Annotated in this window: 5 protein-coding genes; all 5 read left to right on the top strand. The window is 53.2% G+C overall.

From position 1 onward, the window contains the following. Positions 1–57 precede the first annotated feature (57 nt). Positions 58–1,875 (top strand): sensor histidine kinase, encoded by a 1,818-nt coding sequence (locus VK70_RS17610; RefSeq protein ID WP_144415264.1) that lies wholly within the window; start codon positions 58–60, stop codon positions 1,873–1,875. Between the two features lie 25 nt (positions 1,876–1,900). Next, positions 1,901–3,529 carry a response regulator gene (locus tag VK70_RS17605; protein ID WP_025694905.1) on the top strand — a complete coding sequence of 543 codons (1,629 nt, stop codon included), beginning with the start codon at positions 1,901–1,903 and terminating at the stop codon, positions 3,527–3,529. A 181-nt stretch (positions 3,530–3,710) separates the two neighbouring features. Beyond that, positions 3,711–4,988, top strand: coding sequence for an ABC transporter substrate-binding protein (locus tag VK70_RS17600; protein ID WP_025694906.1), 1,278 nt, complete (start codon positions 3,711–3,713; stop codon positions 4,986–4,988). Between the two features lie 78 nt (positions 4,989–5,066). Then, positions 5,067–11,987, top strand: coding sequence for a TIM-barrel domain-containing protein (locus tag VK70_RS17595; protein WP_025694907.1), 6,921 nt, complete (start codon positions 5,067–5,069; stop codon positions 11,985–11,987). A 66-nt stretch (positions 11,988–12,053) separates the two neighbouring features. Next, positions 12,054–13,640, top strand: coding sequence for an S-layer homology domain-containing protein (locus VK70_RS17590; protein ID WP_046723587.1), 1,587 nt, complete (start codon positions 12,054–12,056; stop codon positions 13,638–13,640). Positions 13,641–13,650 lie beyond the last annotated feature (10 nt).

The following is a 13,650-nucleotide window of genomic DNA, read 5'->3' as shown; positions in this document are numbered from 1 at the left end:
ACTATTAATTTATCTTGAAATCGTCTTCATTATTACATTGGCAACGGCGGTGATGGGGTGAAGCGCTTTCTTTTGAATCTGTCAAGGAGATACACCCGTAAGCTGGGGAATAAGCTAGGATTGGCTTTTTCGCTCATTGTCTGTGTGCTGATTCTGGTGCTTGCCACTGTGTCCTATTACCGGACTACCTGGATTATCAAAGACAACTACATTTCCAATACAGCTAAAGAGCTGAAGCATATGAACGAAAGTCTGGAAGGCTATGTGGCGCAGATTGACGCGCTGTCGCTGTCGTTCAGGCGGGATGACAACTTTATGGAGGCGCTGATTAACGACGAAGAGGATTTTTCAAGCCGTCTCTACATTGAGAACCAGCTAAGGAACCTGTTCTTCTCCTCCAGCAGAGATATCGCCGCCGTCTCCTTGTATATTCCGCGGACCGGGGCCGAGTACACCATCTCGCGGCTGACGGATTCGCCGAAGCTGGAAGTCGATTATCCTGAGTATATCATGTCGAACCCGTGGTTCAAGGAGGCCAGCTCCAGAGCCAATACGTTCCGCAGCATCAAACCGCCGCTGCAGTCATCCTGGGCGTATAATACGGATAATAAACCGCTGTTTTTCACTTTTCATAGGGCACTCATAAATATTCCGAGCCAGAGGCCGTTGGGGATGGTGTCGATCACGATCAACTCCGCATACAGAGATAAGATGATTAACGATATCCTTGATCAAAACGCCGAGGTTATCGCGATTTTTGACCGGAATAATACTTCCTTTTATAACAGCAATCCTAAGACTTTAAGCAATGAAGCGGATTTGGTGCAATCCATTGACTGGACGAAGCCGGAAGGCTATCTGAATTGGAATGACGGAAAGCAGGATTTTCTCGTCATGTATGACGTTTCGCCGGGCGACGGCTGGAAGCTGGTTAAGCTGATCTCTACCAGTGCCTTGAACGAGCGGGCCAAGAATACGAGAAATCTGGAGTTTTTGATCGGATTGGTCTTTTTGCTGATCGGCACACTCCTCGTCACACTTGCAACGAAAACGATTACACGACCGCTGAAACGGCTGTCGAAGCAGATGGAAAAGGTCGGCGGCGCGAATTTTGATGTGATGATTGAAATTAACGGCAACGATGAGATCGCCTATCTCTCGAAAAAATTCAACGCGATGGTTGCCAAGATCAACGATCTGATTAATGAAGAATATAAAGCCAAGCTGGGCGAGAAGACCGCGCGCATGAAGGCGCTCGAGGCGCAGATAAACCCGCATTTTTTATACAACGCTCTGCAGACGATTTCCACGGAGGCGCTTGTTCACAGGGTCGATCATATTGACCGGATGGTGCAGGCGCTGGCTTATATTTTGCGGTATTCGATCCGAACCGGCGATAACGTGAATCTGTCCCAGGAAATGAGAAATGTCGAAAGCTATGTGATGCTTCAGCAGGCCAGGTACGGCGAAAGGTTATCCGTCAAGATCGATCTGGATAAAACAATCGCTGATATCCCCATCCCTAAAATGGCTGTTCAGCTTCTGGTGGAGAATTCGATCAAGCATGTTCTGGAGCAGACGCTGGACCCCGTCTTGATCAGGGTTCGGGGCTATTTCAGGGAAGAATGGGCCATCATCGAGGTGAGCGACAACGGTCCCGGCATTCCGGAAGCCCGGCTCAAGGAACTGCAGGAACTGCTGCAAAAGGAGAATTGGATGAACGAGCAGCAGGGGAGCATCGGGCTGAAGAATTTATCCGAGAGATTAAAGCTGTTAATCCATAGTGACGCCAGGCTGGAAATCCGCAACCTTCCGGAGGGAGGGACATCCGTACAAATCATCATTCCTGTGGAGGCTGGAGGGATATACCCATGAGCAAACAATCGGGAGGGATCTTGGCATGTATAAGGTGTTGATTGTCGATGATGAGCGTCCTGTCCGGATGGCGATCCGGCTCGCCGGAGAGTGGGAGAAGCTTGCGATATCCGAAATCGCGGAGGCGCAGGAAGCGCATACGGGACTCCGGCTGCTGGAGGAGTGGAAGCCGGACATCGTCCTGGTTGATATCAAGATGCCCGTCATGGACGGTATGGAAATGCTGCGCAGAGCGAGTGCCCGGCACCCGGAAGTCAAATATATCATCATCAGCGGCTTTGATGAATTTGAATACGCAAGGCAGGCCATCCAGTACCGGGTATTGGATTATTTGCTGAAGCCGGTTGACAAGGTGGAGCTGAACCGGTCTTTGAGCGAGGCGGTCCGACAGCTGGACGAGGAAAGAAAGGACCGGGAGATGAAGCAGCGTCAAAGCATGATGAACAATTTGTCTCTGCCCCTATTCAAGGAGAAACTGCTGACCATGATCATCGACGGCGACCGCATCCATCCCCCGATTCTTGAAGATTACAAGAAGCTGACCTCCATGACGAAGCAGCATGTACTTTACGGCTGCGCCATTATTCAGGTGCTTAATTTTGATGAGGTGTGCGCTTCCAAATTTAAGGGAGACTCGTTCTCCTGCTATTTTGCATTAACGAATATGATTGACGAATGCTGCGCTCCCTGGAGCCAGGGCTTCAGCTTCCGAAGCTACAAGACCGATCATGAGATTATTGTCGTGCTGGAAATCGGTACCCGCCCGGAACCCAAGGTGTACAGCGCCGCTAAAATGACAGAAGTTATCCACGCTTTGCAGACTTTGTTCGGCTTTGCTTCAATCGCCGGGATTGGCGGTTTTTCTGCTTCCTTTGAAAAGCTCGGAGAGTCCTACAGCGAAGCCCATGCCATCAAGTCCAGCATCAACATCCTTAAATGCGAGAACCGGGTGTTTACGGAGGCCCAGACCGGACGCAGGGCAGAATTGTCTTCTATTATGAACAAAAGAGAGCTGCTGATCCGCGCCTTCGAGAGCGGGAATATTGAGTTTACGCGGGGGATTGTGAACGGGTATTTTGAGCTTATCAAACAGACCGGCTATTTCAGCATGGACGACGCGAGAAGAGCCGCTGCGGAATTTATCCTGATGATCGAAGATATTGCGGCTCAGCTTGGCATCGCCGAAGATGCGCAAGGAAGGCCGTTATCCTACGGAACCGTCGCTGCCTACCCTACGTTCGAGGATTTTAGCGAATTTGTGTTTCGCGTCATTTCGCTCGTGTTCGACAGAATTCAGGATGGGCTGAAAAATTCGGAAGCTTTCAACATTATCCGCATCAAGAACTATATCGACGACCATTTTTTTACCGATATCCATTTGACGATGTTCTCGGAGCAGTATTATTTAAGCAAGGAGTATCTGTCCAGGCTCTTTAAAGAAAGATTCGGCTTCGGCATCTATGAGTATGTACTCAAGGTGCGAATGGACAGGGCCAAGGAAATGCTGGATGATCCGTCCATCAAAATCCAACTCGTCTCCAGCAAGGTCGGCTTTAACGACAACGCCTATTTCAGCAAAGCCTTCAAGAAATACACCGGCCTGTCGCCAAGCGAATACCGGAACCTGACGCTGCAATCGAATAAGAGCATCTGAGACGGCTAGCTGTAAAGCTACAAGTGCCGCGCCCCAAGTCCGCTGTGCGTGCTGTTTTTGGAGTTCAGGATATTCCTATAAATGCTTCATTTTTGTACATTACAATCGGAACGGCTTCGCGTTATTCTGTCATAGAGGAACCTTAAACGTTTACGTGGAGCCTGAATAGAGGAGCCTCAGGATGAAAAAGAAACCGGTATTCACCGTGCTAAGTTGGATTCTTATGGCCGCTGTGTTCACAAGCTGTTCGATTGGCGGAGGCAGTTATTCTGCAGAAACCCAGGATACCGGGGTGCAGGCCCGGCCGGTCGTCTTGAAAATGTTCACCTTCGGCGAAGGGTTGTCGGAGCAGCTTCATGATATGGCGGACAAATATCACGCGCTGCATCCGGAAGTTACCGTAGAAACGGAGCTGATTTCCAACGAATACGATTCGGTCCTCAAAACAAAGCTGAATTCCGGCGATGTGCCGGATATCTTCATGACTCAGGGCTATTGGGCCAACCGGACATATAAGGATATCGTGGTGGAGCTCACCGGCGAGCCGTTCCTGAATCAGATTAAAGACAGCGCCCTGAAAGCCGCTGAATGGGATGGCAAAATATACGGAGTTCCCGTCAGCATCCAATCGTACGGCTTCATTTACAACAAAAAGGTGTTCGCTGATGCAGGCATCGACACCCTGCCCACAACCTATACCGGACTGGAGAAGGCGGCGAAGCGCCTGAAGGCTAAAGGCATTATGCCGTTTGCCAACTCATTCAAGGAATGGTGGGTGTTCAAGCATATCGCATCCCAGACTCTTGCGGCTGAAGAAGGTGATTATGCGCAAACGGCGCAGGAAATTTCGGAAGGAACAAAGACCTTCAAGGATTTGCCGCTGTTTGGTAGAAGCTTCGATATGATCGATCTGATGGTCAAATACGGCAGCGATAAGCCGCTGGAGACGGATTATGGCACAGGACTCGCTATGGTGGCTGAGGGTAAGGCGGCCATGATCCATAACGGAAACTGGGCGGAAGGCGATATGCTGAAAGCGAACCCGTCCGCCGAGATCGGCTTTTTTCCGGAACCGGTCGGGGACGATCCCTCCAAAGCGAGGCTGATGGTCGATTCCTCCGTACTCCTTCGCATCAGCAACAGCTCCAAGCATATAGATGAAGCAAAAAAATTTCTCGATTACATCGTTACCGATTATATCAAGCAATACGGCTGGCACGGCGAGGTCCCGGTCGTGAAGGGCGGAGCGGCCCCTGACGGACAGCTTGCAACTGAGACGATTCGCTATATGAACAAGGGGGAGACTTACCCATGGGTTCAAGGATATTGGCCGGATGGCTTTGATACGCAGCTGGGGGCGCTTTTTCAGGAATATGCAGCGAAGGTCAAGACAAAGGATCAGGTGCTTGACGAATTGACGAAGGCTTGGGTGAAGCTGGCGAAGGCTGCGAATATGTAAGGAGGTGAATTCCGCAGCAGGGCGTGATGCTTTGGTGATATGGTTATCCACTCTATTAAAAAGGGAGGACACTAGGGGATGCAAAAAAAGAATAGAAAGCGATTACATCGCGTAATGGCCTCGATTATGGCGCTAAGCCTGATCATGCCTGCATTCGGCTCGGGTTCCGTGGCGGCGAGGAACAGCGAGTTCACCCGAAAAGGCTCGGGGCCGATGTACTGGATCACGTATGAGCATCAATGGACCCAGAACACGTTCATGCCGGAAGACCGCTGGAAAGCGAACATTGACTGGATGGCGGAAAATTTTCAGCCGTACGGTTACGATATGATCAGCACAGACGGTTGGATTGAAGGGGCCACGCTATTAAATGAGAACGGTTACATCGTGTCGCATAACAATAAATGGATGACCGATCCGCTGGGCTCGGGCGATGGGGATACAGGCCCGGTATACGGAGTGGTCAACGGCAATTTCAGCGCTCCCGAGACTAAGGGCTGGACCTTTACCGGACCGGCCTCCCATGGGCGGAATACCGAAGGCGGCAATGATTCCTTGTATACGTGGATGGATGATCCCCATAAAGAGACCGTCAGCCAGAACGTCTATCTGGAGGATACGGGCCTGTACCGGCTGAGCGCAAAGGCGAAGACCAAGAACGGGATGTACACGGATGGCGTCCCGGCCTTCATGAAGATCAAGGGCTATGATGCCGCCGATCCGGAGGCGGAAACCGTAACCGCTATTACTTATGAAGATTGGACGGATTACAGCGCTGAGCTGAACATCACCAATCCGAACGTGTATCTTGAATTCTCCTATGATGCGCTGGCCCAATCGAAGAGAAGCGCCGGGCTGGACCTTGACGATGTGAAGCTGGAGAAGGTTGCGGATGAGGTCGATACCTCGAACCGTGCGGTGAACGGCGATTTCGAGCAGGGCGATTCCGTGGGCTGGACATTCGGGGAAGGATTCCTGCACGGAACCAATGATGACGATCCTGGAGATAAATCCCTGTGGACCTGGTCGAATGACGCCAATACGGTTCAGTCCATCAAGCAGAGCATTACTCTGCCCAGCGGCAAATATCTGGTAAAAGCGAAAGCGAAAACCAAGGATGACATGATTAAAAACGGAGCGACTGCCGTCTTCCGTGTTAACGGATACAACTCGGCTGTTCCGGAGGCGGCTCTGGTCAAAACGGTAACCAGCCAAAGCTGGACGGACTACTCCATTGAGGTTGATGTGACCTCCGGTTCGCTGAACTTGGAATTTGCCGCCGACCCCAAGGGCAAATCGGACAGCACGGGAATCGATGTGGACGATGTAGAGGTCAAATGGATCGGACCGAATGACTGGCAGGGTTACCCTTCCGAGGTTTATCCGAACGGCCACACCTGGAAGTACTGGGGAGATTATATCAAGAGCAAAGGCATGAAGCTGGGGATTTACTATAACCCGCTGTGGGTTACCCCCGAAGTGCTGAAGCATCCGGACAAATACCATGTCACCGTGAAAAATGACGACGGCACCACCGAGCAGATTCCGGTAGCCAGCCTGATTAAGACGGAGCCGTACAATCTCGGCAACGGCAAGCAGCTGAACGGCGACCGCTTTGACGGCGGACAGGGCGCCGACCAAGCGCTGTACTGGCTGGATGTCAACAAGAAGGGCGCCAAAGAATACCTTCAAGGCTATATAAAATTCCTGTCCGAGCAGGGAGCTTCATTCCTGCGCGTAGATTTCCTGTCCTGGTATGAATCGGGCTACGATCAGGGCCTTGGCCAAATCGGAACGGGCCATAATTCGGATACGGAATACGCCAAAGCACTCCAGTGGATGGACGAAGCATCCGCCGACAATCATGTATTTCTCAGCCTGGTTATGCCGGACCTGAAGGGCCATGCCAAATATGAGCAGCAGTTCGGCGATATGATCCGCATCGACGAGGACGTATTCGCAGGCGGCTGGGATCATACCAGCGGACGCCGCCAGAACTGGACTCCCGGCTGGTCGCAATGGGCCAATCCGTTCCAGGGCTTCACCGGCTTCTCCGATATTTCGGGCCGAGGCTCGATGATTAATGACGGCGATTTCCTGCGCCTGAACACCTACACCGGCCAATACGCCGACAACGAACGGAAGACGGCCTTATCTCTGTTCACCATCGCGGGCTCTCCGATTACGATCGCCGACCAGTACGACACCATCGGAGACAACGCCAAATTTTATCAGAACCCGGAACTGGTCGAACTAAACAAATCGGGCTTTGCCGGCAAGCCGATTTACTATTCGGGCGAACATTACAAGAACAATGCCAGCCGCGACAGCGAGCGGTGGGCCGGACAGCTGCCGGATGGAACTTGGGCCATTGCCCTGTTCAACCGCAGCGACGAATCCAAAGCGCTGTCCATGGATTTCACGAAGGAGCTTGGGCTGAGTGACGGAGCGTATGTGCGCGATATTTGGGAGCACCAAGACCTTGGATATAAAAAGGTATACTCGAAGACCCTTGAACCTCACGACAGCGTCGTGCTGAAGCTTATTCCGAAGACAATTTCCAAGTCATATCAGGCGGAAGTAGCTGCGTATCAAGGCGGAGCGATCTTCGGCAATGATGCGGCGGGATATCAGGGTTTTGGCTACATCGGCGGGCTGGATAACAAAGACGCCAAGCTGACCTTTGCCGTCAGTGTTCCGCAGGACGGCGATTATCCGCTGAATGTCCGCTACGCAAATGGCAATGAAGCGGACAGTCTACTTGCGGTATCTGTAGAGAATGAGGCCGGCAGTGCGGTTGATTCGGATACGGTCGCTTTCAAGAGTCTCGGCAAAGGCAGCTGGGATAAATGGAGCAGCGCGGAAAAGACAGTTACGTTGAAAAAAGGTACGAATCTGATCACCCTGAAGCAGACGGAGGATAGTGCGGGTTCCGTTTACATCGACTCCATTTCGTTCAGTTCCGGAACCGGCCAATTGATTAACGGTGATTTCGAAATGGGCAACGAAACCGGATGGACAGTGGATACGCACGGCACCACGATATGGCATGGCGTGGATACCAATGATGCCTATGCAGGCCGCAAGCAGTACCTGTATTCGCCGGACGCCGGAGGAACGGCGACATCCCAGCAGAAGATTACCAGTCTGAAGAACGGGCATTATACTTTGTCAGCTATGGTTAAGCTGATGCCGCATACCGATCCGACATTTGCGGGCGGAACGGCGAAGATGATCATTTCGCAGCCGGGCAAAGACGATGTGGCCGTTAATATTACGCCAAGCCTCAAGGATGGAGTTCCATCAACAGGTAAGACAAAATGGGAATCAGGCGATTTTGAGTACAAGGAATTCAAGGCAGAAGCGGATATTACAGAGCAGGAAGCGACTGTAAAGTTCATCCTGGAGGCGCCCAAGGCGGACACCTCGATGCAGATTGACAATGTGAAATTTGCATCCGGGGAAGCGGTAACTGAAGCTCCGGCGGTAGCCTTGTACAATCCGGGCTTTGACGAAGGCTTCACCGGCTGGAGCCGCACGAACATGACGCATCAGGCCATCGCCAAAGACGGGGATAACGCCTTCGCCAGAATCGCCGGAGCCAGCGCCTATTCCTCCGACATCTGGCAGTTCCGCAATGCGCCAGCAGACGGCGTATATCAATTGTCGCTGAAGACCCGTAAGACCGGGGACTTTGACAAGGCTGAGGTGTATGTCAGCTATTCCGGGGGCATCAAGAAGCTGGATATTCCGGCCGGTGCGGACTTTAAGGAACTGAAGCTGCCGAATCTTCAGCTGTCCATGAACGAAGTGGTCAAGGTCGGTGTGATTTCCGAGGGTAAAGCGGGAAGTCTGCTCGATATCGACGACTTCAAGCTGCAGAAGGACAATGACCAGCAGTTTAAGGATGTTACATTCGTTAGCAGTCTGTCGGAAACCGATCCGTATCAGATATCCGCCGATGGGCGGGCGGTTGTGCTGAATTCGCAGGGCAGCGCGAAGGTGAGACTTGAATTTGTAAAAGCTGATACGGCCAAGGTATGGATGGAGCCGACCGGAACCTTTGCGAAGAAGGACACCTTCGTTGTCGACAGCGAACAGGGAACGGTGAAGCCTGCCGTTAAGAATATGGAAGATGAAGGCTATATTTTAGTTCAAACGGATGCCATGAGCGTGCGTGCCTACAAGTCACCGTTCCGCCTGGCTTACTATGATGCTTCCAATACGAAGCTGCTCTCTGAGCAAATTGGCGGCGAAGGCTTCGGGTACGACGGCGACACCGGCGTATACAGCGAGATGTCCCTTGCACCGGACGAACATATCTTCGGACTCGGCATGGACCGGGACGCGCAGTCGTTTGACCGCAGAGGCAAGAAGGTCGTTATGGACAATGCGATGACCGGAGGCTACGGGGGTAATACGTCCGACGTCTCCAGCACCTTTTTTACCAGCACGAAAGGTTATGGGTTGTATTTCGATAATACGTTCGAGAAAGCGGCCTTCGATATGGGGGCGACGAATGAGAGCAAATACAGCTTCAGCGCACCGAACGGGGAAATGCTGTATTACTTCATCGCCGGCGAGAACAACGGTTCATTGAACGGCATTATGAAAAGCTTCGGCAGCCTGACCGGCACCGCTCCGATTCCTCCGATGTGGACACTAGGCTATATGCAGTCCAGATATGGTTACAGAAGCTGGAACGAAGTGGACGGCATCGTGGATACCTTCCGCGATAAGAACATCCCGCTCGACTCCATGGTGCTGGATGTATACTGGGCCAAGAAGAATCATTATTTCGATATGACCTGGAACGACAACCCTGCGCAGGACTTTACGAATCCAAAGGCAAACATGGATGAACTGAAGGAAAAAGGCGTCAATATCGTGACCATCGTCGATCCTTATATTCAGGTTACGGCTTCCAATTTTAAAGAGGGCGACAGCAAAGGCTATTTTGTCAAGGATGCTTCCGGCAAAACGGTCCTTTATCCGGCTTGGTACGGTAAAGCGGGACTGATCGACTTCACCAATCCCGAAGCGGCCAAGTGGTACAGCTCTCAGGTAAAAAAGCTGCATGATGCCGGTGTAAAAGGCTACTGGATCGACCTTAACGAGCCGGAGCAGCCGACCGATTCGGTGAGAGACCAGTTTGCTGCGGGCAGCGCGGCGGAAATTACGAACGTGTATGCACTGAATGAGGCAAAAGCGTTCTATGACGGCCAGCGCGGCTACACGGGCGACCGGGTCTGGACGCTGGCAAGATCGGGCTTCACCGGCATTCAGCAGTACGGCACCACCGTCTGGAGTGGAGACATCAACTCCAGTTGGGAATCCTTCTCGCATCAGCTGCAGCTCGGCTTAAGCGCGGCGGCATCGGGCATTTCGTATTTCACCAACGATACCGGCGGCTTTGTCGGCAAGCCTACGCCGGAGCTGTACACCCGCTGGATGCAGGCGGCTTCGCTGATGCCGATTTTCCGGTCCCACGTGGCTCTGGGCGACAATCCTTCGGATCCGACCAATATCAGAGAGCCGTGGGCGTTCGGAGCCGCAGCGGAAGCTTCGGTAACGAAAGCGATCAATCAGCGCTACCAGCTGCTGCCGTACATTTATTCAACGGCCAAGCAGACGGCGGACGGCGAAGCTTCGCTGATGAAACCGCTCGTTATGGATTATGCGAACGACAGCAAGGTTTACAACATTCAGGATGAGTGGATGTTCGGCGGTTCCATTTTAGCCGCACCTGTCCATCAGGAGAAAGCAACGGAAAGAACGGTCTACCTGCCAAGCGGAACCTGGTATGACTGGAACTCCGAGCAGCAGTTTACCGGCGGGAAGGAAATTACGTACAGCGCGGACCTGAACAACATTCCGATGCTGGTGAAGGAAGGAGCCATCATTCCGACCAGAGAAGCTCAGGATTTCTCCGAGCAGACTCCGGCAAGCGAATTGACGCTCAAAGTGTATCCGTTAAGCAGCGGCGAGACGTCAAGCTTCACGCTCTATGAGGATGACGGCAAGACGTATGCTTACGAGAAAGGCCAATCGGCGGCAACCGAGATCAAGGCAAATGCGCAGGATGACAAAGTGACGCTGAATATCGCCGCGATGAAGGGCAGCTACACAGGCAAGGTAGACCAGCGGGTGTGGTCCTCCGAAGTGAAGGTCGGTGCCGAAGGCAAGACGGTCTATTCCGTCAAACGTGGCGGCAAAGAACTGACAGAGGTTGACTCTCAAAATGCCGTGAACGCAGGCCAGGACGTATGGTACTACGACGCGGCTGCCCGCAAGTTGTATGTCAGAACGGCGAAAGTTGCGACTTCGGAGGCTCAGCGAATCACAGCCGCGCTTACCAAGGACGGAAACGCGAACATCAAAGACGTAACGCTGGACGCCGCTATGCACCGCGCTGGCAGCGCCAAGGATGTGCAGCTCGCCGTTAATACGGCTAACGTCGCTGACGGAACGGCCGTCAAGGCGGTTCTGCTGAAAAACGCCCTGCCCTATGAGGGAGTTCCGGCTGCTTCCGGCTCCACTATCGGCGGCAAGGCCAGCCTGACTCTGCCGCTGCCAGCCACGCTTCCCGCAGGCCCGTACCAGATTCGCGTCGAAGCCGGAAGCGCATCGTATACGCTGGATTACACAGTACTAAAGCGAATGGAAGACAGCTTCAAGATGGAACCGTCATTTAACATGAATAAGCTTGAAGCCGGTAAATATCTGGACGCCAAGGTCAAAGTAACGAACGCCTTATCCGAAGACAAGCAAGTGATGATCATCGCCGCGCTCTATGATACGAACGGCGGACTGAAGATGGTCAATCACGCTTACAGCTCCTCACTTGTCAAAGCGGGCCAGACCCTGCAGCTGAATGCGGGCTTCCAGCTTCCGTCCAGTGTTGCGGGATACAAAGTCAAGCTGATGGTCTGGGAAGGCGAGGATCTGCTGAACACCACCATGATGCCGCTTGCTGACGTAACCGAGCTGGCCCCTTGAACAATTATTAATGAAGGAACCCGGCGGGGATGTCACGCCGGGGCTCCTTTTAGAAGGAGGCAAATCATGAAGAAGAGCATAACATCGCTAATCTTAATTCTGCTCTTGTCTACGTTCTGGCAAGCAATGGCTGCCGCTTCGGAGACCGTCTGGTTTACAGACGTCTCGGCAAGCGCGGACGCGTCCACCAAGCAGGCTGCGGTTACGGGGAAAGTAGTCTCCGGAGCCGGACAGTTGGTAACGCTGAAGGTGGTGGAACCCGGCGGCCCATTTTTTCTGGACAGCGTAAAAAGCGGAGACGGCGGGGTGTTCACTTTTAAATGGAATATTTCCGCCGAGGGCAAGTATGATGTGCAGATCGGCGCAGAGAACAGCGGCACTCCATATAAGACCAGCTTTACATACGGACTGGCGCCGACTCCGACTGGAACCCCGACTTCTACTCCGAATCCTACTCCTACTGGCGCCCCGGCTCCATCAGCGGGTCCAGATTCGGGTGCGGGCGGCTCGGGTGCAGCGGCTTCGCAGGCCCCTTCTCCTGCCAATATCGTACGGGTAACCGAGGATAAGCTCACGCTGAATGAAGTCTTAAAAGAGGCGACGTTCAATCTTGGAACAGGCGCGGAGGCTCGCATTCCTGCCGCACTGCTGGAAAAGCTTGTGCAAAGCGGCACCGGCTTAAATTTGGCAGGTGAGGAATTTACGCTGAAGCTGAGCGTTCAGATGCTGCGCGATCTGCTGGGCCAGGCATCCAAGGCGGGCGGCGGTGAGGTGACTGTAAGTATTAACAAGGTGGCCGCTGCCGACATGAAATCGCTGCTGGAGCTTGCCAAGCAGCTCAATTATGCGGAACTCAAGCCGGGAAGCGATCTGTACGAATTTGAGCTAAAGCTGATCACAAGCGGCGGAGCGGAAACGGTGATCTCCGCATTCGATCATCCGATCACTCTCCAGCTTAAGGAAAATGGGCTGGTCGAGGCCAAACTGGCCGGAATCTATTATATTTCTGATGCCGGGGAGCTTGATTATGTCGGCAGCCTGTCAGCAGAGGGGTGGCTCAGCGGCCAAATGAATCATTTCAGCAAATATACACTGCTGGAATACCGCAAGACGTTCACGGATGTTCCTTCTGGAAGCTGGGCGTATGACGCCGTTACGGAAATGGCGGCGAAGCACATTGTAGAAGGAATAAGCCTGAAAGAGTTCGCTCCTGCGCGTAAGGTGACGCGCGCAGAATTCGCGGCGCTGCTGGTGCGCGCGCTCGGACTGAGCGGAGGAAGCGCGTCGTTCACGGACGTCCCGGCAGGCAAGTGGTATGCGGATGAGGTGGCGGCAGCCTCCCAGGCCGGAATCGTCAAGGGCCTTGGAGTAGCTTCCTTCAAGCCGGAGCGGACGATCAGCCGCGAAGAAATGGCGGCAATGCTCGTTAGAGCCTGGAGCGTCCTTCGGCCGCAGGCCGGGCCCGAAAGCGCGGCGCCGCCGGTCTTTAAGGACCAAGCGGCTATCAGCGTTTGGGCACGGGATGCCGCCGGCAAGGCGGCGGGACTTGGCCTGATGAGAGGCAGAAGCGCGGGGGCGTTCGTCCCGCAGGGAACGGCGACCCGGGCGGAAGCGGCTCAGGCGATTGCAAATTTGCTCAATGCCGGGAATTGATACCGGTATT

The sequence above is a fragment of the Paenibacillus durus ATCC 35681 genome, assembly GCF_000993825.1.
Lineage (GTDB): Bacteria > Bacillota > Bacilli > Paenibacillales > Paenibacillaceae > Paenibacillus_AQ > Paenibacillus_AQ durus_B.
Note: the sequence above shows the minus strand (reverse complement) of the source record. Positions and strands in the feature narration are given on the sequence as shown.

Excerpts from the sequence above, each read along its gene's own strand:
- VK70_RS17590 (WP_046723587.1), top strand. The coding sequence starts at position 12,054 with ATGAAGAAGAGCATAACATCGCTAATCTTAATTCTGCTCTTGTCTACG.
- VK70_RS17600 (WP_025694906.1), top strand. The coding sequence starts at position 3,711 with ATGAAAAAGAAACCGGTATTCACCGTGCTAAGTTGGATTCTTATGGCC.
- VK70_RS17605 (WP_025694905.1), top strand. The coding sequence starts at position 1,901 with ATGTATAAGGTGTTGATTGTCGATGATGAGCGTCCTGTCCGGATGGCG.
- VK70_RS17595 (WP_025694907.1), top strand. The coding sequence starts at position 5,067 with ATGCAAAAAAAGAATAGAAAGCGATTACATCGCGTAATGGCCTCGATT.